Source organism: uncultured Veillonella sp. (genome assembly GCF_900545795.1).
Lineage (GTDB): Bacteria > Bacillota > Negativicutes > Veillonellales > Veillonellaceae > Veillonella_A.
Window position 1 is genome coordinate 50,093 of sequence record NZ_URAR01000007.1, and the last position, 19,692, is coordinate 69,784.

At 37.3% G+C, this 19,692-nt stretch carries 21 protein-coding genes; 18 read left to right on the forward strand and 3 right to left on the reverse strand.

The window, feature by feature from the left end; all coding sequences use genetic code 11:
• Nucleotides 1–7 precede the first annotated feature (7 nt).
• Nucleotides 8–4,966, forward strand: a complete 4,959-nt coding sequence (locus QZR90_RS04815) for a YadA-like family protein (protein WP_295789374.1) — start codon at nucleotides 8–10, stop codon at nucleotides 4,964–4,966.
• Between the two features lie 1,121 nt (nucleotides 4,967–6,087).
• Complete coding sequence (locus QZR90_RS04820) at nucleotides 6,088–6,426, forward strand: hypothetical protein (protein WP_295789376.1); 339 nt, start codon at nucleotides 6,088–6,090, stop codon at nucleotides 6,424–6,426.
• A 55-nt stretch (nucleotides 6,427–6,481) separates the two neighbouring features.
• Here QZR90_RS04820 and QZR90_RS04825 read toward each other — a convergent pair whose 3' ends face one another.
• From QZR90_RS04825 to QZR90_RS04835, 3 genes are all read right to left on the reverse strand, one after another.
• Nucleotides 6,482–6,781: a hypothetical protein gene (locus tag QZR90_RS04825; RefSeq protein ID WP_295789377.1), complete on the reverse strand. Its 300-nt coding sequence runs from the start codon at nucleotides 6,779–6,781 to the stop codon at nucleotides 6,482–6,484.
• Nucleotides 6,778–7,110 carry a hypothetical protein gene (locus QZR90_RS04830; RefSeq protein ID WP_295789380.1) on the reverse strand — a complete coding sequence of 111 codons (333 nt, stop codon included), beginning with the start codon at nucleotides 7,108–7,110 and terminating at the stop codon, nucleotides 6,778–6,780. Before QZR90_RS04830 ends, QZR90_RS04825 begins: the two co-directional genes overlap by 4 nt.
• A 99-nt stretch (nucleotides 7,111–7,209) precedes the next feature.
• Nucleotides 7,210–7,383 carry a hypothetical protein gene (locus tag QZR90_RS04835; RefSeq protein WP_295789382.1) on the reverse strand — a complete coding sequence of 58 codons (174 nt, stop codon included), beginning with the start codon at nucleotides 7,381–7,383 and terminating at the stop codon, nucleotides 7,210–7,212.
• 208 nt (nucleotides 7,384–7,591) lie between these two features.
• Between QZR90_RS04835 and QZR90_RS04840 the strand changes: the two genes are divergently transcribed.
• The 16 genes from QZR90_RS04840 (at nucleotide 7,592) to QZR90_RS04915 (ending at nucleotide 19,685) form a co-directional block, all read left to right on the forward strand.
• The gene (locus QZR90_RS04840; protein ID WP_295789384.1) at nucleotides 7,592–7,822 is read left to right on the forward strand and encodes a hypothetical protein; all 231 of its coding nucleotides are present in this window, start codon (nucleotides 7,592–7,594) and stop codon (nucleotides 7,820–7,822) included.
• An 83-nt stretch (nucleotides 7,823–7,905) separates the two neighbouring features.
• Complete coding sequence (locus tag QZR90_RS04845) at nucleotides 7,906–8,205, forward strand: hypothetical protein (RefSeq protein ID WP_295789388.1); 300 nt, start codon at nucleotides 7,906–7,908, stop codon at nucleotides 8,203–8,205.
• Between the two features lie 153 nt (nucleotides 8,206–8,358).
• Nucleotides 8,359–8,586, forward strand: coding sequence for a hypothetical protein (locus QZR90_RS04850; protein WP_295789390.1), 228 nt, complete (start codon nucleotides 8,359–8,361; stop codon nucleotides 8,584–8,586).
• A gap of 21 nt (nucleotides 8,587–8,607) precedes the next feature.
• A complete protein-coding gene (locus QZR90_RS04855) occupies nucleotides 8,608–8,931 on the forward strand; it encodes a hypothetical protein (RefSeq protein ID WP_295789392.1) in 324 nt (107 codons plus the stop codon).
• Between the two features lie 333 nt (nucleotides 8,932–9,264).
• Nucleotides 9,265–11,832 (forward strand): DNA-directed RNA polymerase, encoded by a 2,568-nt coding sequence (locus QZR90_RS04860; RefSeq protein ID WP_295789394.1) that lies wholly within the window; start codon nucleotides 9,265–9,267, stop codon nucleotides 11,830–11,832.
• Between the two features lie 392 nt (nucleotides 11,833–12,224).
• A complete protein-coding gene (locus tag QZR90_RS04865) occupies nucleotides 12,225–12,668 on the forward strand; it encodes a hypothetical protein (RefSeq protein WP_295789395.1) in 444 nt (147 codons plus the stop codon).
• Between the two features lie 84 nt (nucleotides 12,669–12,752).
• On the forward strand, nucleotides 12,753–12,989 hold the full coding sequence (locus QZR90_RS04870) for a hypothetical protein (RefSeq protein ID WP_295789397.1): 237 nt from the start codon (nucleotides 12,753–12,755) through the stop codon (nucleotides 12,987–12,989).
• Nucleotides 12,989–13,597 (forward strand): DUF3310 domain-containing protein, encoded by a 609-nt coding sequence (locus tag QZR90_RS04875; RefSeq protein WP_295789399.1) that lies wholly within the window; start codon nucleotides 12,989–12,991, stop codon nucleotides 13,595–13,597. Before QZR90_RS04870 ends, QZR90_RS04875 begins: the two co-directional genes overlap by 1 nt.
• Entirely contained in the window at nucleotides 13,563–14,060 is a 498-nt protein-coding gene (locus QZR90_RS04880; RefSeq protein WP_295789401.1) for a dUTP diphosphatase, read from the forward strand. The genes QZR90_RS04875 and QZR90_RS04880 overlap by 35 nt, the downstream gene beginning before the upstream one ends.
• A gap of 12 nt (nucleotides 14,061–14,072) precedes the next feature.
• The gene (locus QZR90_RS04885) at nucleotides 14,073–14,651 is read left to right on the forward strand and encodes a hypothetical protein (RefSeq protein ID WP_295789403.1); all 579 of its coding nucleotides are present in this window, start codon (nucleotides 14,073–14,075) and stop codon (nucleotides 14,649–14,651) included.
• Nucleotides 14,632–15,072 (forward strand): endonuclease I, encoded by a 441-nt coding sequence (locus QZR90_RS04890; protein ID WP_295789405.1) that lies wholly within the window; start codon nucleotides 14,632–14,634, stop codon nucleotides 15,070–15,072. Before QZR90_RS04885 ends, QZR90_RS04890 begins: the two co-directional genes overlap by 20 nt.
• A gap of 31 nt (nucleotides 15,073–15,103) precedes the next feature.
• On the forward strand, nucleotides 15,104–15,409 hold the full coding sequence (locus QZR90_RS04895; protein ID WP_295789408.1) for a hypothetical protein: 306 nt from the start codon (nucleotides 15,104–15,106) through the stop codon (nucleotides 15,407–15,409).
• Nucleotides 15,384–15,557: a hypothetical protein gene (locus QZR90_RS04900; protein WP_295789410.1), complete on the forward strand. Its 174-nt coding sequence runs from the start codon at nucleotides 15,384–15,386 to the stop codon at nucleotides 15,555–15,557. The genes QZR90_RS04895 and QZR90_RS04900 overlap by 26 nt, the downstream gene beginning before the upstream one ends.
• A complete protein-coding gene (locus tag QZR90_RS04905; RefSeq protein WP_366208658.1) occupies nucleotides 15,539–17,185 on the forward strand; it encodes a DnaB-like helicase C-terminal domain-containing protein in 1,647 nt (548 codons plus the stop codon). The genes QZR90_RS04900 and QZR90_RS04905 overlap by 19 nt, the downstream gene beginning before the upstream one ends.
• A gap of 332 nt (nucleotides 17,186–17,517) precedes the next feature.
• The gene (locus QZR90_RS04910; RefSeq protein WP_295789415.1) at nucleotides 17,518–17,805 is read left to right on the forward strand and encodes a hypothetical protein; all 288 of its coding nucleotides are present in this window, start codon (nucleotides 17,518–17,520) and stop codon (nucleotides 17,803–17,805) included.
• A gap of 5 nt (nucleotides 17,806–17,810) precedes the next feature.
• Nucleotides 17,811–19,685, forward strand: coding sequence for a DNA polymerase (locus QZR90_RS04915; protein ID WP_295789417.1), 1,875 nt, complete (start codon nucleotides 17,811–17,813; stop codon nucleotides 19,683–19,685).
• The last annotated feature ends 7 nt before the right edge of the window (nucleotides 19,686–19,692 follow it).

Sequence of the window (19,692 nt, forward strand, 5' to 3'; positions counted from 1 at the left end):
TCATTCATTGTCTATAGTTGATAATGACACCTCTTCTGGTAAAGAAAATCAAGAGTATATGAACTCTATTGCAATTGGTAGCACAGCAAAATCTTATGGTTATCAGAATACAGTTCTTGGTGTAGGTGCTGAAGCCCATGATACTAATGATGTGGCGATTGGTGTTCTAGCTAAAGCTAAAGGACATTATGCTACTGCTATGGGTAAACAAGCCAATGCTAATGGTTTAGAAGCTACAGCTCTTGGTCATTGGGCTCGTGCTTACGGTGATAATGCTATTGCTATTGGCTCTTATGCTATTACTAGTACACTTGATGGCACTGGTGAGGTTAAGAATGGCATTGCTATTGGTAAACAAGCTCGTGTGGCATCTAATAACTCTGTTGCTTTAGGTCAAAATTCTTTAGCGTTTGTTCCTACGGATTTAAAAACAAAAGCATATTTATCCGAGGAAGAGTTTGCTGCTGAAAATGGTGTAATTTCTGTTGGGAATGCAGAATACACAGTTGGTGATGTTAGTGTAGCTGAAAATCGTCGTCGTATCACTAATGTTGCTGGTGGTGCTGATGATTACGATGCGGTAAATGTGAAACAGTTAAAGGCTGCTAAAGTAGAAGTTATAGCAGGGGGTAATGTAACTGTTGATACAGATACTACTGCTGGGTACACTAAATATACAGTTAATTCTGTTGATATAGATACGAAGATAGTAGATGGCACAGCTATATATAATGATAATGGTACAGGCTCTATTACTCTAAATACAGAGCAAGATGGTACTAAAGGAAAAGTTTCTGTAACTGGTCTTCACGATAAATACATTACTGGCGCAAGCTTAACTGGAAATACATTAACTATTAATCGTAATGATGGTGAAAACTTTACAGTAGAGAATATTGCTACAAAAGATGATGTTACAACGGCTGTAGGGGATTCATCGTGGACACTTGGTGTTGCAAAAGTTCCTTCTATTACAACTGTTGGCGATAGTGAAGCAACTGCCGTTGGTACACCTACAGAGATTAAAAATGGTAATACAGTAACATTACGTGCAGAACGTGGCATTAAGTTAAATCAAGATGGCAGTAATATTGATATTGGTTTAAAATATATTGACGTTGATCCTGCTGTAGATGCGCAGCCTTTAGGTGTTTCTGATGCTAAAGCTAGTGGCGCTGCTACATTGGCTGTAGGTCAAAATAGCATTGCTGATGGGCATCAAGGCACTGCTGTGGGGTTCTCATCTCATGCTGGAGAATATTCTTTAGCAGTTGGTTCTAGGGCAGATGCAAGTGCGGCTCGCTCACTGGCCTTAGGTTATAATACATCTGCTGGTGTGTTTGGTGTGGCTGCTGGTAGTCAGGCTAAAGCAACTGGCCAGCAATCTATTGCTGTAGGAACTTATACACAGACTAATGGTGTGAATTCTATTGGTATTGGTATGAGTGCTAAAAAAGAGGGAGCCACTAGTGATAGCCCTAGTGATTTTGAAATTAAAACAAATAGCGATCGTGCGATTGCTATTGGTAGAGGAACGTATGTTGGTTTAAAAGCTAAAAAGGCAACTGCTATTGGTGTAGGCAATAAAATCATGGGCGGAACAACTAATACGTCTAATAATGCAGTACTTCTTGGTACCTCTTCGTCAATCACAGAAGGTCAATCTAGCTTATTATTGGGGAATAAGGCAAGCATTAATAAATCTCAGAACGCTGTAGGTGTTGGTAGTCAATCGAGTATAAAAAACTCTATGGCAGGTACTGCAGTAGGCTATTTAGCGATAGCTAAAGATGCAGAACAAGGCACTGCTATTGGTGGCGGCAGTATAGTAAGTGCTAAACAAGCTACAGCTGTTGGTGGTAGTAGTGAAGTATCTGCTGCACAAGGCGTAGCTATTGGTTATAAATCTAATGCAGGTGTAGCTCATGGTGTGGCTTTAGGTACATATTCTCAAGCAACTCGCGCAAATAATTATATGGGATATAATCCATTAACAGGAACTGTAATGGAAAATGATGAAGCTGCAATTGCAAAAGTTCTTGGTAGAGAAGCAGATTTAGAGGCGTATAATGCTACTATGCAGAATTCAGATCCAAAGAGCCAAGAATATTTAGAGGCAAAAACAAATAAAGAAATCCTGTTATCTGCATATAAATCGGGCATGTCTGCTGTATCTGTTGGTCGAGTTAATCTAACTCGACAAATTACTAATGTAGCAGCTGGTACTGCAGATACTGATGCAGTTAATGTAGCACAATTAAAAGCAGCTAAAGTAGAAGTAGCTGCCGGCGCTAATGTAACGGTGGATACAGATACATCTCTTGGCTACACTAAATACACTGTAAACTCTGTTGATACAGATACAAAGTTGGTAGATGGTACAGTTACATATGGTAACGATGGAGTAGGAAGTATTACTCTAAATACAGAGCAAAATGGTACTACAGGGACAGTTTCTGTAACAGGTCTTCACGATAAATATATTACTGGTGCCAGCATGACTGGTAATACATTAACTATTAATCGTAATGATGGAGAAAATTTTACTGTAACAAACATTGCCACAAAAGACGATGTAAATACAGCTGCTGGTAGTAAAATTGACACATTTACTGTAGGTACAGATGCAGCAGCACAAGCGAATGGTATTGATGTAGATAAAGAAAATACACGTTTTGACATTTTAGGTGCTAATGAAAACATTACTACAGAAATAGCAGGCCGTCAGGTTAAAATAGGTTTAGCTAATACATTAAACTTAACAGATGCTGGCTCGATATCCTTTGGTAATGGCGCGAATGCAGCAAAAGTTGATGCGTCTGGTTTAACTATTTCTGAACAGTTAAAATTCACTAATGATGGCATTTCGGCCGGTAATCAAACAATAGACAATGTGAAGAGTGCTATTTCAGATAAAGCTGGAACTCAATTTACGGATAAATTGAATGCGGCTAATGAATCTAATCCTAATTCAGCAGTCAATGTAAGTGATCTAAAACAAACTGCTGAGGCTTTAACAGGTCAAATTGGTGATGCCAATACAGCTGCTAATAGCAAGCTCGAAAGCTTTGTGGTGGGGGCAGATAAAAATTCTACTGCTGCCGGCATTACAGTAGACAAAGGCACTGAAGGTAAAACAAATCGCTTTGATATCGTTGGAGCCGATGAAAATATTACAACTAAAGTCAATGGCAACACAATTGAAGTTGGTTTAGCTAAAGATATTACTTTAAATGACGGTAGTGTAACTACTACTAAAGATGGTGTTACGACTAAAGTTGATGGCACGGGCGTTACAATTACACCAAGCAATGGTGATGCAAGTAAATCTGTGTCCTTAACTAATGAAGGCCTTAATAATGGCGGTAACAAAATTACTAATGTTGCAGATGGTGATGTAAGTGCTTCTTCTAAAGATGCTGTAAATGGTAGCCAATTGCATGCTGTTAAAGAAGAGTTAAAAGGCGATATCAATGACTTAGAAAGCAAATTAGGTGCAGCTGGTGATTTAACTAAAGTTGACCAAAATGGCAACCCAGTTGTAACTGGCAATGATGGCAAGAATTACAACCCATCTGATGTTGATGAAAATGGCAACCCTAAAGATGGTGCTAAGCCTGTTGAGTCTACCTTAGGTTCTGGTGCTGATACTAGTGGCCTAGGTCTAGATAATAAGGATAATAGTAAACCTATTACTGAACAAGAAGCTAAAGACATTGTTGGTGGCACTCCAGGTGCAGATGGTCAACCAGGTAAAGATGGTCTATTAGACAAAACTGGCCCATCTTTGAGCAATTTAGCTACAATTAAAGACCTTCAAGCCGTAGCACAAGCTGGTCTTGACTTCGGTAGTGACACTGGTGATACAGCACATCGTGCATTAAGCCAAAAGTTAACTATCAATGGTGGCATTTCCAATGAAGAACAATTAACTGATAACAATATTGGTGTTGTTTCTAATGGCAGTGATACATTAACTGTTAAACTTGCTAAAGATATTAATCTTGGTAAAGATGGTAGTGTAACAACTGGTAATACTACAATCAATAATGATGGTCTTACTGTAAAAGGTGAAGATGGCAAACCTGGTACTACTGTTGGCTCCGATGGCATGGTAGTTAATGGGGATGATGGAAAACCAGCTACAACTGTTGGCAAAGATGGCATTTCTACAAATGGTAAAGATGGTATCTCCGTAAATGGTGAAGATGGTTCTTCTACAACAATTAAGCCTGATGGTGTAACGTCTAAAGATCCTAATGGTAACTCCACAGTTTTTGGTCCTAATGGCGTAGAAGTGAAGGACAAAGATGGCAATACAGTTGTAACTATTAATGACCAAGGTATTTCTAATAGCAATGGTGGCCCAACTAACTTAAATGATGGTTTAAATGTACCTGGTGGCTTAGTTGTGACACCTGGCAAAGAAGTAAATGGTCAATATGTTCCTGGCAGCATTAGTGCTGAAGGTAATCGCATTCAAAATGTGGCACCTGGTATTGAAGCAACTGATGCCGTTAATGTAGGTCAATTAGGTGGCGTAAAACGTGACTTAAGCAATCGCATGAATACAATTGGTGCTCATGCAGCTGCTATGGCAGCACTTCATCCAATGGAATACTTAGAGGATGAAAAATTATCTGTGGCTGCTGGCGTAGGTACTTTCCATAGTAAACAAGCAGTAGCAGTAGGTGCGTTCTATCGTCCAAATGATGATACAATGTTCAGTGTTGGTGGCTCTTTCGGTGGTAGTGAAAATATGTTTAATTTAGGTGTATCCTTACGTGTAGGTCAAGATAGTGACTATGCGAAAGCAGCACAAAATTATAAACAAGCTCCACTTAGTACAATGACTGTTCTTGATGAAAAAGTAACAAATCTTGAAAAAGAAAACGCTGCTTTAAAAGGACAATTAGAAGAGCAACGTGAACAAATTAAATTATTGATGGAACGTTTAGGTGTTTAATAGTAAATAAATAAATGGAAAAAATTATGTGTTTTATAAAAATTTCATATTAATAACCTGAAAAAGAGGTGGAAATTTACATAATTTCCACCTCTTTTGTTTATCATTTATTATACAATTCGTTAAAATTAAATGGTTTGTAAGTTAACTTTTATGAATATCCTACTATTTTCAAATGAATTTTAAACATGGCATAAATACATCAGTTTTTACTGTCTTTATTGATAGTGAATTAAAAGTTATATCAAAATTATAAAATAGTTATTAAAATGATTTATGTTAAAAAGTGTTGAAGTATGAAGGCGAAATGAGTATAATTTAATCGTTAATAGAAAAGTTTACAAGTTTTATATAGCTTCATGAAAATAACAGGATATTTTTAATAAAACTAAAATTGTCCTGTTATGTACTATTAGATCATATATGATGAATAACCTTCACAATGCAATATGTATTTATAACCACAGTGTTCTAATTATAGTGTAGTGTAAATGTACAAGAATACGATAGTATCAATACTTGAGAGAATTCGATTGTACCACTAAAGAGTACAAAGGGGTACTACAAGGTATGACTAAAAATTAGAAAAAATTTTGTAAGCCCAAATATATAATCTTAATTTTTCAAATTACCCCCATAGGGGTCTCATTCTATCTTATTTACTGCCATTTTAAAGATGAGGGGGGCATGAAATACTTAAAAATGAGGTAGGTCAATTTGTCGTCTAGTCATCTATTTGGTCTCCATAACAAATAACTACAGTATCATTCTAGTTAAACCCAAAGAATACCATAACTTATTTGTTACAGAGAACATATAGTTATCACTAGTGTTATATCTTATGCAGTCCGTTGGCAATCTTAAAGGCTAGACCATTTGAATTACTAGCGGTCTAGCCTTTAAGATTGTTAAGGGAAAAGCCTTTTCCCTAAACCCTTTAGCCACTTAAGAAATGCATATGGTTAAACATAAGAATAAACAAAGGTTTAACCATATGCATTTCTTAAGTCTTTGGTACGTGTAACAATAGTGCCACATAAGTAAAACTATAGAACAATCAAGACTTATCATGTGCTATACTAGAGGTAATACAGTACGGTAACCATAAGGAGGGCGACAAGATGAAAAAGAAAATAATTTGTCTCTTTGTGTCGTTGTTTGTTTGTCTTATAGCAAACGTTAATGCAAGCATTCCGACATCAGAATTTTATGGAGTATGGAAGGAAGTTGACGGAACTAAGACACTTGTAATTAACGATAAGACAATCAATAATAAACATTATGAAATCGTAAAGACGGCAGACACGTATCACGGCAAAGCCTTATTACTCAGGTTAGACGGCTCAAAATTGTTGCATGATATAGCTATAGTCATGACAAACCAATCAAGAGACATCATATTTTATACAAATAGGGCAGAAGGAGCGAACAGAGTACCATATTATAAGCCAAAGAGATAACAATAAGAAAAGCCTTAAGAGTAACATTAAGTTATTCTTAAGGCTTATTTTTTTCTTATTGGTCTTCAACTTCATAGAATAAGGCTTGCTCTTGTCCGTTATCTTTTAGTAACTGAATAATTCCTTCAGGTGTCACCTCTTCAATTGGCTTGTATATGTCTTCAAACCCTTTTCTAATCTTTAGAAAATATTTAGCGTCTGAAGGTATTTCGCTCTTTCTCATATGTTTTTCAAGAGTTTTTCTATTGACAATAACATCACCTGCCAATAAAACAGCGTGGATAATCTCGAATGGAGTAGGTCTATTGGCTTGCATACCCCTTAGTGTTTTGTCTTTAAATAGGTATCTCTTCATTCTCTTACCTCTTTAAATGTTGCGTTCTCATGACCAAAAATTTCAAGGTCTATCTTGAGGTCTTGCGGTCTTAAGACGTCTATAGGCTTGTACGCCTCACCGTCTACCGTGGACATTCTTAAATATAACTTATTATCAAATTCTAGGGCGGTCAATGAGTACCGTGCCAACTTATAATTTTTAGCGGTTACAGCTTCCCTTAATTTGTTATGTATATAATTTTTGTCGACTAATACAAGTCTTGCATGAAGGACTTCCTTTATTGTCTCAAAGTCTGAAGGCTTACCGCCTTGCATTTTTCTCAAATTCTCATTTTTGAATAAATACATTATTTTGTCTCCCTTCTATAAGTAACTTATAACTCTAATGTCTTCCTGTACCTTTATTATACACTATCCGACCTTACACGTCAATACATATAATTACATTTATTTATTCTTTTCGTTCTCAATTAAAAAGTCAATAATAAGAGAACGGACAACAGCGGAAGAATTAAGCATGTTATTTTTACAGTATGTATTAAATGTGTCTCTTAATTCTTTAGGAATACGCACATTTAGATTTGTGTTATTCTCAAGATTTGTATAATAACTTTTATCCATATGTATATACCTCCCTTCTTATATATATTATAACATATGGATAATGATGTGTATAGATTGGTAAATAAAAATAAAATAGTTGTTGACACGTCAATACAAAGGGTGTATAATAAAGACATAAGGTAAGGGACAACAAAGAAGTCCCAAAAAATTTTAGCCCTCATGTGTTGACATGTGAGCACTGTAATAGACAAAAGGAGAACCTAAAATGAAAAAATCTACAAGCACAAAAACAACTCTAAAGACTATTAAGGCATTCCGTGCCATTGATGTAACTAATGCAACATATGAAGAAATGCAAGAAATCAGAAATAACAACAGAATTGAACCTATCCTATATTCTGTTGGTATATATGGAATTAGTGGGATAGTGTTTAGAGCAGGCGACAATTTTTACAAAATTATAGAACGTTGCCCAAACTTATATAACGTTCTATAAACTCAATTGGCACACAATATAGAGAAGCAAAAGGGGGAGCACTTCAGACGCTCCCCAAGTAAACCAAAAAGGAGACAAAGAGAATGAAGAAAATAGAACAACTAAATAAAGAACTAAGAAAGCACATTTTAAACAAATGGTACTCAATAGTACCTAATAGTTCAACTAATGGGGTTCTCTATAAGGACATTCCTAAAAAATCCTATGTGCTTATATATAGGATTAAAGGAAAAGTAATTTATGTCACACACGCAAGCACATTAGAAGAACTTAAAGAGACCATTATAAAAAATGGTGGTGTCTTTGAGGTTGAGCCTCACGGTGGCAATTGGCTATATTGTTTTACTGATGTAGTCATTAAAGTACCAAAAGAGTGGCAATAAGGGAGACAAATAAAATGAAAACTAGAGAAGACTTCAAGACCTATGATGAGTTTATGAAACACGTAAAAGAAACATGCACATATCACCATACAGGGGCACGACGTGAATACGTCTCACGGAAAAACCCAATTGGATAGTAAAGGAGAAATAAAAATGACACACCAAGAATTTTTGAATAGATTTAATGAGATTTCTAAAAGTCACCACGGTGAATTTTTAAGTGGTGAAGAAATAGCCCTTATCGTGAGTAACAAAGTAAATAAAATACTTGCCATCTATGACATAGACGAAAGAGACGACAAGTTATTTCAGGGGCTCAGAGAACAATATTCTGAGTTACCTCTAGACATTAAGGGGACACGCTTTATTCTGTACATGTAATTTTAAAAGGAGACTAAGACCATGACTACTACAAACAAAACTTACAAAGACGTTGAAAAAACATATATCGGTGATAGTGACATTGCGTCTCTAACTCTTTCAAGTCCTGAGGGCGTTTATCGTCTGAACTTTGGGGAAAATGGAGACTATAACGCCTATATTCTTCCTGCAGGGATTGAGATACCTGCCCATTATTCTCTTAGATATGAATGTCGTCATTGGCTCACAATCTTTGACGACCTAGGGAGAAAATTTAATTACCATTCTTATGGTGCTCAATTCAAAATATATAGGGCAGGCATGAGAGGAGTAATTATTCAGATTATCGAACCTGAAGAAAAATAAAATCGAACATAAGTAATTAAATAGAGGTGGCTCAAGATAGCGAAAACAGCTACCTCTATTTTTTATACCCAAAACTTCAATTTTACGCTCTTTTTATCGAACATACAAGCTATTAAATAGGTGAATATGTTCGATATAATAGAGAATATTCGAATAAATGTTCGATAGAATAACTCAAGAAATCCGCCCTATTTTTCTTCAGGCGGTGGCGTTATTTGTCGTTGTGCGTGCCCTTATGAGCTCCATAAGAGAAACACATGGAAGCCCCTACAGAGACGCCCTATAAGGCGAAAAATGACCTAGTTATTAAGTGTTTAAAAGGAGACAAAAGACATGACCAAAGTATTTACTATTGAAGACCAATTGAAACTAGAGAACAGCTACAAAGAATTTGCAAGGGAGCTATTCATTACAAAACACAAGGAACAAGAAGAAAAAGGACAAGCAAGCAAAACAGCAGTAGGCACAAGACTTTTGAAGTATGTAGGGCAAGACCTAGCAAAGGCAGTTAGTGCATGGTTAACTGAAGAAATCAAGCCTAAGAGAGGTGTGCAGAAGGAGCATAAGAAGCTCCTAAGTGCCCTAGTGGAAGCATTAGGCTATGATTTAGTACTTCAAAACGCTTGTGCCTTTGTGTTTGAAAAAATAATAAATAGTGTCTCACGCATTAAAGCCCCACAAAAGACTATTAGTAATGTCGCTATAGAAGTAGGAAGAGCCTTATATTATGAATGTAAACTTGAAGCCTACCTACAATTTCAAGAATCAAGAGACTTGAAAAAGAGAGTTATTGCAGAGGTCGACAAGCGGAATGACTTCCGTTACAAGTGGAATGTCATAGAAGAAATTTCAGGGCAAGACACTCAATTTAAATTCTATAAGGCAACTGATAGAGAAATGTTATCGTTGGGCAATGCACTAGTAATTTTACTTGTCGAAAATACCGACCTAGTGACCTTGTCGACAAGAGGGACAAAGGGGCTAATTTATTTAGAGCCTACAGACTTCTTCATTGAACTTTGGGAAAAGAACATAGATAACCTAGCGTCTAAAGTAAATATTAATGCTCCTACAATAGTACCGCCTAAGAAGTGGACTAGTATTTATGATGGAGCTTATTATAGCCACCCTGAAGACCTTATGAGAATTCATTGGACAAAGAAGAGAGCAAGAACCACTAGGGATTACTTAAGAAAACTTCAGGAAGTGGACTTATCAGAAATCATGCATGCAGTAAATAGAATCCAAGAGACCGCCTACTGTATCAATACAGAAGTGTTAAATGTGGTAAACCACCTAGTTGCGATTGGTGGTGACCGTGCAGGACTTGAAAGAACAGAGCCTTACGAACAACTTCCGTATCTTGAAGGGGAGACCAATGCAGATGTTATACGTGCTCACAAAAAGAGAATGAAAGAGATTATACAGAAAGAAATTGCTAGAAAGTCTAAAGCCTTACGCATGTATAAAACAATAGGAACAGCTAAAGACTTTGCTAAGTACCCTAAAATTTACTTCCCTTGCAACATAGATTTTAGAGGTCGTGTGTACCCTATTCCATTCTTCAGTCACCAAGGTGATGACCTTATGAAGTCTCTATTACTCTATGCAGAACCAACTCCTGCTAAGCATGAGGAAGACCTAGACACATTTAAAATTCAAGGCTCAAACCTTTGGGGCAACGACAAAATAGGCTATAAGGCTCAGTGCGAATGGATTGATGAAAACTCTGAACATATTCTTAGAAGTGCAGAAGAGCCACTTGCGTATACGTGGTGGGAACAAGCAGATGAACCTCTCCAATTCCTAGCTTTTTGTCTTGAGTGGAAGCGATATATTGATTACCGCAAAAAATACCCTAGTATCATTGGTTTTACTTGTCGTATTCCAATTGCATTTGATGGAACTTGTAGTGGTCTACAGCACTACAGTGCTATGTTACAAGACCCTATAGGGGGCAATGCAGTTAACTTAACATGTGGCAATAAGAAACCTAATGACATCTATCAAGAAGTAGCAGATGGAGTTATTAAGTTAGTGCAAGACGACCTAGTTAATGGTACAGCAGATGAACCTTTTAAAGTTGATAAACGTTATAAGACAAAAGAAGATACTGAAGAAGGTATTGAGGAATATGAGGGGATTAAATACGGCACAAAGACCCTAGCACAACTTTGGACTAATCACGGTATCACACGTAAGGTTTGTAAAAGACCTGTAATGACCCTAGCTTATGGTAGTGGTCGTTATGGATTTAGTGAACAAATCCTTGAAGATACATGTAAAGACAATCCTATTTTCTCAGGGTGCACTGCTCCTGCTAGTCGTTACCTAGCCGAAAAAATTAGCCTAGTTGTAAAAGATGTTGTCGTTTCTGCAGTTAAAGGAATGGACTTCCTTAAGAAACTAGCTAAAGCAATGGCTGAAGCGGACTTACCTGTTAGTTGGTGGACGCCTTTAGGATTACCTGTACAGCAACAATACATTAAGCAAGAGCAACAAGTATTAAGAACAAGATTAGGGGCAAAGCAGATTAGACTATATTACACAACGCCTGCCACTGATGAAGCAGTCGACAAAAATAGCCAACGGAATGGTGTCGCCCCTAACTTTATTCATAGCTTAGATAGTACGCATTTAATGATGGTCGTAAACAGTGCAGGTCTAAACAATTACACGACAATTCATGATAGCTTTGGAACATCTTTAGGGGAGACTAAAGAGCTTAAAGCCATACTAAGAGAACAGCTTTATAAACTTTATACTGAGTACACGCCACTAGAAACATTTAAAGAGTACGTTGAAGCAGAACTTCATAAAAAATTAGATGATGTAAAACTACCTAAGAAGGGCTCTTTGTCTCTTGGTGACATACTAAAGTCTGAATATGTATTCCACTGATATACAAAGTTAATTGAGCCACGATAAGGAGAAAGACAACCTAAAGGACTACTTAAGTTAACTTAAGAATATCTTAAGACAACTATAGTATTCCTTTGGTTGTCTTAACGTGGACTATAGTTAAAATATCTTAAGTAATACTATCTATAGTTAACTAAAGAATATCTATAGTTAACCTTAAGAATTTTAATTGGTACACGATAAAGAGAAAGAGACTAACTTTAGTCAACTTAAGACCTAGTCTCTTTTGTCGTTCATTTTGTCTAACTGAAAGGGCGTGGGAGATGGAGATACTTATAGCACTAACAATATGGAATGTTTTCAGTGTGGAAATATTTCTATTAGTTTTGTTAGTTATTCTATGGGTGATATTTGTAGAAGGAGACTAAATTATGGAGACCCTATTTTTAAAACAACAGGTACAAGCTATTGATTACTTACGAGACAAATACGAAAGCATTGGTATAAGAATTACAGAGGTTAAGAGCAAAAAAAAGTTATCACCTGAGTGTAAAAAAATGATTGAACTAGTTGATGGTGTAATAAAGGTTCAAAAAACTATGTTATGGTATCTCAGATTTGATGATGAATTTTCTTTACAGCAGGCTTTAGTAGCTATTGGCGGATTAACTGTAAATAGTAGAGTAGCTAAAAACTTGAGTGAAACTGTATGCAGTTTTGTAAGTAATGATAAGAAAAGTGACCTAATGAGCCTTTATGCAGATATAAACTGCTTATGGGATATTCACAATTCACTTGCAGAAAGTTTTGAAGGTTTAGAAGAATTGAAAAAGCTAGAGGTGTTACTAGATGAACGACTTAATGACAATAACTAGTATTGCTTTTGTGTTATACCAATTGATTATTATTGCTCAATAACGTTTATGGTAATAGACAATTGAGAGCAGAAAAGGAGACAAATGGTAAATCAAGAAGTAGACAAGGTGAAAGACGCTAAAATCCAACTCTTTGGTTTTATGTGGTATGAATGTGCTCACCTTGCAGAAATTACTACAGATAATGAAGGCAATAAAATATATCGAACATATCCTGATGGTCGTACTTCATGGACATATGACGCAAGTATCCATGGAAAATTAAACAATTGGTATGAGAGTGATGTTTATTGTATTGAAGGATTAGAGGAGACAAACTAATGGATAACAAATACATAAGTACTGAATTTTTGAATAAGTATTATAACTTACGTACTGAAATACTAAAGAGCGTTTATAACGCAGGCTATGAATATATTGCAAGAGATGAGTGTGGTAAGCTCTTTGTATATGCAGAGAAACCAAGAAGATTAAGTAGTGTATGGCTTAGTGGTTGTACCAAGTTTAATACTTTAGAGTATGTAGCATATAGAGAAGCGAATCTATGGAGTATTAAAGACTTATTTGAGGACATCAAGTGGACTGATAAAGAACCCTTTGATATTGCTAAAGAATTAGATAATGAAACACAACCGATAATTCTTGAGGGTTTTGAGGAAGACTTAGCAGGTGCGTTAGCTACTGTTAAAGAAGAACCATTAAAGCATGACGACCATTACAAAGCCTTAGGGATTGAACCGTGGGACATCTTAGAAGCCAACATGACACATGAAGAGTTCAAAGGTTTTCTAAAGGGCAACATTCAGAAGTATCTGCATAGAAATAAAGAGGGTCTCAAGGATTATGAGAAGCTCCTAAACTATGCTCAAAAATTAGTAGAAGTGGAGAAGAAACATGGCAACGACAACAAAAACAACAACGACAAATAGAACAACGAAACAGACAACTGAAGAACCAATCTTAGGAATTTATCCATTGCTTGATGATATGAAATTACCTGAGTTTAAAACAGCAGGAGCGTCGTGTATGGACGTATACTTACCTGAAAATGTACGAATTGGTGGTAAATTTCAATTTGTGTCGCAACCTATCTCGCTAGGTTTTAAACTAGACATTCCTGAGGGCTACTCAGTGCGACTACACATGAGAAGTAGTATTGCATGTGACGTACCAATTCAATTAGCTAACAGTACAGGAATCATTGATAGCGACTTTACAGGTGAAGTGACGGCTTTTGTTCGTAACTTAACGAATGAAGCATTTTATTTCTATAAAGACGAGCGTGTATTTCAACTAGAGCTTGTCAAAGATGAACGTGTGAAAACTAAAGTATTATCCACGTACGACAAAAAGACAAATCGTGGTGAGACAAGTGGGAGTACAGGACGATAGGAGACAATTACAATGGCAAAGACAAATGATATTTTACTTAAAGGTACAGCTTATTGGGCTCATGTAGTTAAGCCTGAGGAATATGAAGGTAAAGAGATTGGTTACTCAATCATGGTTAAGCTAGCAGATGAAGAAGCTAACGAAAAACTCAAGACATATCTTGAAAACTATTTCAAGGCTAATCTTCCTGATAAACCTATTGACGCCAAGACATCACCTAATTTACCGTTTAAAGAAATCTCTATCAATGGTGTCTTTACGGAAGCCGTTAAGGCTAAGACGACACATTATTTTATCGACAAGAAAACAGGGCAACGAATTGACCGCAAGGTAGCTATCTTTAAAGCAGATGGTACGCCACTTGAGGACGGCACATTAATTGGCAATGGTAGTCAAGTACAGGTAAGTGTTACTCCAAGTGTCTACCATGTAAACAAGAAAAACTTTGGTATCACCTTGCGAATCCGTGCAGTGATGGTGTCTGAACTTGTCGCATACGGTGCTAAGAGTGCACAAGACTATGGATTTGAAATCACTGAGACCCCTGATGAAAATACTGATGAGGTATTAGATGGCGAATTGGAGTTTTAATCGTAAGCGTGGCTTTAGACAAAGAGTAGACAGAAGTGTCCGCTCAAACTTTGAAGGGCGAATAAAACTGAATTTACTAAACGATGGCGTGGATTTTACCTATGAGAGTAAATCTTTTAAGTATCTCATAGAGCACAAGTACACGCCTGATTTTATTTTGTCGAATGGAATAATCATTGAAGCCAAAGGGTTGTTCTTACCTGAAGACCGCACGAAACATCTGAAGGTAAAGGAACAACACCCTGAGTTAGACATTCGATTTGTCTTTCAGGCAGACCAATGGTTAACCAAGAGTAAGAAAAATAAGTATAGTGATTGGTGCAAGAAGAACGGCTTTAAGTATCACATTGGAGACCGTGTACCAATCGAATGGATAAACGAAAGGAAGACTAATGCACGGACGTCTAAGAAAAAGAAATGAGACAAAAGTAATCTTATGTCTCTATAAGAATATGCATGAACAATCCATGCAAGACGTCTACATGAATGCAAAACGAGCAGGCTACTTGTTCTTCCCTTATCATTCTTTTATTGACTATCAAGGAGTTGTGCATGAAGGACGTGATAAAGAAGCAGTAGCTAGTGCAGATTTTATGGATAATGAAGTGGCGTACACAATCCTTGTTGATACGACAAGTAAAGCAAGAGCAACCGCTAAGCAGAAGTTAGCCGTTGAGGATTTACTTAAGTTATATCCACAAGCGAACGTTATGGAATTTGAAGGAGACATTCATGAAGACAAAATTTTACAAAGTTAGAGTTGTCGTAACAGGCACTTACGAGGATATTGTAGAAGCGACTGATGAAGCTATGGCAAGAGGAATTGTCGTTGATGACTTAGACGCTGATTTAAGTTTGATGGAACACCCTGTATATGAGAGTGATGTATGGGAACTTCCACAGTAATTCGTTCACATTTACCATGTCCAACTTGTGGCAGTAGTGACGCTTTGTCTGAGTATTCTGATGGACATACTCATTGCTTTTCTTGTGGTACTACTATTAATACTGATGATAATTTTTTTAATGAGAAAGAGTTTCTTCATAAGTACGATAGTCCCAATTGTATAATTAAGTTCATTTCAACTAGTAACGTGTCTGATTTACCTAAGCGTGGAATCACAAGAAAGACATGTGAACGTTATCAGTACCATAAATCCATGTATCATGGTAAGCCTGTTCAAGTCGCCAACTACTATAACCAAGATGGTGAACTTGTGGGACAAAAGTTACGGTTTGCCGACAAGACATTTTGTACAATCGGCAACATAGGAACTACATTCTTTGGACAACATTTATTCAACAACGAATCAGACAAGTTAATCATTACAGAAGGTGAGATTGATTGTCTAACTGTAAGCCAACTGTTCGCAAACAGGGCACAAGTCGTAAGCCTTCCAACAGGGGCTAAGGGTGCACGTAAAGTAATGGAAGCGAACCTGAAGTGGCTACAGAAGTTTGAAGAAGTATTAATACTTTTCGACAATGATGAAGCAGGAAGAAGTGCACTTAATGATGTTAAAGGAATCCTGCCAAGCGACAAGCTAAAAATCGTTGTCTTAAGCCAACACAAAGACCCTAATGAATATCTATTAGCCGACCATGGTAGAGAACTAATGGAAGCAATAGATAATGCAAAACCGTACAAGCCTGCAAATATCATCAATGGTGCTAGTCTTTGGAAAGCACTTGAAGAAGAGCCTGAAGAAGCAGAAGGCTATGATTTGCCGTGGGACATTAAAGCCAATGATATGACTAATGGAATCCGCAAAGGTGAAATAATGTTGTTGACCGCAGGGACAGGCATTGGTAAATCAACAATGGCAAGAGAACTCATGTATGACCTTGCTATGAATAAAAAATTGAAAGTAGGCATAATGATGTTAGAAGAGAACACATTGAGAACTGCTAAGGGTATCATGAGTATCCATGTGGGTAAGAGCCTACACATTTCAAGACAAGGATTAACAGACGTTCAGTACAAAAAAGCTTTTGATGAGACCTTAGGTACTGAACGTTTTGTCCTTTATGACCACTTTGGAAGTCTACAAGAGACTGAACTAGTGGAATCAATGAGAAGTATGGTCGTATCTGAGAAGTGCGATTTTCTTGTCTTAGACCACATCAGTATTGCAGTGAGTGGGATTGAGACAAAGGACGAACGCAAGATGATTGATGTACTGATGACAAAACTAAGAAGTCTTGTTGAAGAAACAGGAGTGGGCATGGTAGCTATTTGTCATCTTAAGCGGACTGAAGGGAGCAATCACGAGGAAGGTGGGATTATTAGTCTCAACCATTTACGTGGTAGTCAATCACTAGCTCAACTATCAGACACGATTGTAGCACTAGAAAGAAATCAACAAGCCACTGATGTCAAACAAAAGAATCTCCTAAAAGTCCGCATATTGAAATGCAGGTTTACAGGAGATACAGGACTAGGTGGTTATTTATATTTTGATAAAGGTACTAACCGATTGAGAGTGCCTGAGTTTGATGAGGAGACAGAGCAAGATGAACCAAGAGAATTCTAAGTTTGAAAACTATTTGTACCAACTACAAGAAGAAACATTGAACGACATGTGTACAAGTGAAGACAAATTAAGTATTTATGAAGCGTCAATCAAGCGTGTGCTCCTTAACAAAATTATTTTTAAGTGGGAAGAACTAAAGGAGATACCAAAATGTTAACTACATTCTTAATAAATCTGCTAGACAAATGGATTAGGTCGTTACAGAAGTGGTAGATGAAACTTGTTCATAAGAAAATCAGAAATCTACAGCAGTTGAACATGTGGCATACTAAACAACAATCCAAGAATATTAAAGACATGGATTATTTAAATAGACGACTAGGAGACTAACTATGGAAAAAACATTACTAGCAGATGAAGCACGAATCCTACAGAGAGCTAAAGAACGACAATGGATTGACATGCAAGTGACTGAGATGTTGTCGTACTCTTATGGTCTTATTCGTGCACAAATCAATAACCAAAACAGTAAACTCAACTCAGTATTTGTGTCGTTTAATCACGAGCAGGTGCATGATGGTGTCGACAAAAAAGTGACTGAAGCCCTAATCAAGGACGGCTATCAGGTATCTATGGAAGACGCACTCCTCAACGAGATTAGCTATCGAATCATGTGGTAGTGCCTATGTTAGTCTTTGATATTGAAACTAACGGACTACTACAGGACACGACAAAAATTCACTGCATGGTAATTAAAGACACAGAGACTGAAGAAGTCTTTAAGTATCGACCTGATGAGGTTGAAGCAGGTGTCGAAAAGCTACTCAGTGGGGATACTATATGTGGACACAATGTAATAGCCTTTGACGTACCTGTAATTGAAAAACTCTATGGAGTACACTTTGACCGCAATAAAGTCGTAGACACGCTTGTCCTTGCAAGACTTGTGTATTCCAATATCCAACAATATGACAGCCTACTAGTTAGACGTAAGCAGTTACCAAGTAATCTCTTTGGTCGCTTTAGTCTTAAAGCCTTTGGCTATCGTATTGGTATTCTGAAGGGCACGTATGCAGAAGACAATGAGGAAGCATGGGCAGTCTTTAATGAGGACATGTTAGAGTACAATACGCAAGATGTCATTGTGACTGAAGCATTGTATAACAAATTGGTCGACCAAGGATTTACAGAGCAGGCAAGTATGATTGAACATAAGGCTCAGTGGTTGTGCCAAAAGATGGAGCAGAATGGATTTGTCTTTGATGTCTCTAAAGCAGAACAGCTCAAAGTTACTCTTGAGACTGAGTTCGAAAAGGTAACATCAGAAATCCATAAGTATGCTCCAAGAATACCTGATGAAGTCTTTATACCTAAGAGAGACAATAGAAGGCTAGGCTACAAAAAAGGTGTTCCTGTACAACGCTATAAGGAGTTCAATCCTAACAGCAGGTTACAGCTAAAGTACATTCTTAAAGAGCACTACAAGTACAACTTCAAGGACAGCATGTATGAAATTGAAGTAGACAAAAATGGTAAAGAGACAAGTCGCAAGTTGACACTCAATGAAGAGACACTTAAGGCAATCTCAAATGACACTGAAGCAGGAGATGAAGTAAGACACATTGCAGGTCTCTATATGTTGTCGTTCATGTTGTCGAAACGACTAGGACAGTTATCCGAGGGACAAAACGCATGGTTAAAATTGGTAGACACTGATGGTAAAATCCATGGACGAATAAATCCTAACGGTGCAGTCTCAGGACGTGCGACACATAGTAGTCCAAATGTCGCTCAAGTTCCTGCCGTTGACGCAGAGTATGGTCATGAGTGTAGAGAACTCTTTAGAGTACCTGAAGGTTGGCTACAAGCAGGTGTTGACTGTAGTGGTCTTGAGTTGCGTTGTCTTGCTCACTACTTATATCCATACGACAACGGAGAGTACGCTCATGAAATCTTGAATGGTGATATTCATACGGCTAACCAAAAGAATGCAGGGCTTGAGACACGAAGCCAAGCTAAGACATTTATCTATGCATTCTTGTATGGTGGTGGTAATGCAAAGATTGGTGAAATCGTTGGTGGCAGTGCAGACCATGGTAAGAAGCTTAAAGAGAAATTCTTAAAGAACACGCCTGCTATCAAAAAGTTATCCAATGGAATCAAGAATACACTTGCTCCTTTTTGTGTCGCAACGCATAAGCGTGAGTGGCAACGTAAGTATCTCGTTGGGCTTGATGGGCGTAAACTTTATGTCCGCTCATTGCACAGTGCATTGAATCTCTTATTGCAATCCGCAGGTGCACTGATATGTAAACGTTGGTTGACACGGACTGAAGAACGATTGGAATCTTTAGGGTATACACATGGTTGGAATGGAGATTACTCAATGATGGCGTGGGTACATGACGAATTTCAGTGTGCTTGTCGAACTCAAGAGATTGCGGAAGCAGTCGTAAGAGAAGCTCAAGAAGCAGTGCGTGATGTACAGCAGGAGTTTAACTTTAGAGTTCAATTGGACACTGAAGGTAAAATTGGTAAGAATTGGGCAGAGTGCCACTAAGAAAGGA

Coding starts and splice junctions, on each gene's coding strand:
- QZR90_RS04820 (WP_295789376.1), top strand. CDS start 6,088: ATGAAAAAGAAAATAATTTGTCTCTTTGTGTCGTTGTTTGTTTGTCTT.
- QZR90_RS04825 (WP_295789377.1), bottom strand. CDS start 6,781: ATGAAGAGATACCTATTTAAAGACAAAACACTAAGGGGTATGCAAGCC.
- QZR90_RS04830 (WP_295789380.1), bottom strand. CDS start 7,110: ATGTATTTATTCAAAAATGAGAATTTGAGAAAAATGCAAGGCGGTAAG.
- QZR90_RS04835 (WP_295789382.1), bottom strand. CDS start 7,383: ATGGATAAAAGTTATTATACAAATCTTGAGAATAACACAAATCTAAAT.
- QZR90_RS04840 (WP_295789384.1), top strand. CDS start 7,592: ATGAAAAAATCTACAAGCACAAAAACAACTCTAAAGACTATTAAGGCA.
- QZR90_RS04845 (WP_295789388.1), top strand. CDS start 7,906: ATGAAGAAAATAGAACAACTAAATAAAGAACTAAGAAAGCACATTTTA.
- QZR90_RS04850 (WP_295789390.1), top strand. CDS start 8,359: ATGACACACCAAGAATTTTTGAATAGATTTAATGAGATTTCTAAAAGT.
- QZR90_RS04855 (WP_295789392.1), top strand. CDS start 8,608: ATGACTACTACAAACAAAACTTACAAAGACGTTGAAAAAACATATATC.
- QZR90_RS04860 (WP_295789394.1), top strand. CDS start 9,265: ATGACCAAAGTATTTACTATTGAAGACCAATTGAAACTAGAGAACAGC.
- QZR90_RS04865 (WP_295789395.1), top strand. CDS start 12,225: ATGGAGACCCTATTTTTAAAACAACAGGTACAAGCTATTGATTACTTA.
- QZR90_RS04870 (WP_295789397.1), top strand. CDS start 12,753: ATGGTAAATCAAGAAGTAGACAAGGTGAAAGACGCTAAAATCCAACTC.
- QZR90_RS04875 (WP_295789399.1), top strand. CDS start 12,989: ATGGATAACAAATACATAAGTACTGAATTTTTGAATAAGTATTATAAC.
- QZR90_RS04880 (WP_295789401.1), top strand. CDS start 13,563: ATGGCAACGACAACAAAAACAACAACGACAAATAGAACAACGAAACAG.
- QZR90_RS04885 (WP_295789403.1), top strand. CDS start 14,073: ATGGCAAAGACAAATGATATTTTACTTAAAGGTACAGCTTATTGGGCT.
- QZR90_RS04890 (WP_295789405.1), top strand. CDS start 14,632: ATGGCGAATTGGAGTTTTAATCGTAAGCGTGGCTTTAGACAAAGAGTA.
- QZR90_RS04895 (WP_295789408.1), top strand. CDS start 15,104: ATGCATGAACAATCCATGCAAGACGTCTACATGAATGCAAAACGAGCA.
- QZR90_RS04900 (WP_295789410.1), top strand. CDS start 15,384: ATGAAGACAAAATTTTACAAAGTTAGAGTTGTCGTAACAGGCACTTAC.
- QZR90_RS04905 (WP_366208658.1), top strand. CDS start 15,539: ATGGGAACTTCCACAGTAATTCGTTCACATTTACCATGTCCAACTTGT.
- QZR90_RS04910 (WP_295789415.1), top strand. CDS start 17,518: ATGGAAAAAACATTACTAGCAGATGAAGCACGAATCCTACAGAGAGCT.
- QZR90_RS04915 (WP_295789417.1), top strand. CDS start 17,811: ATGTTAGTCTTTGATATTGAAACTAACGGACTACTACAGGACACGACA.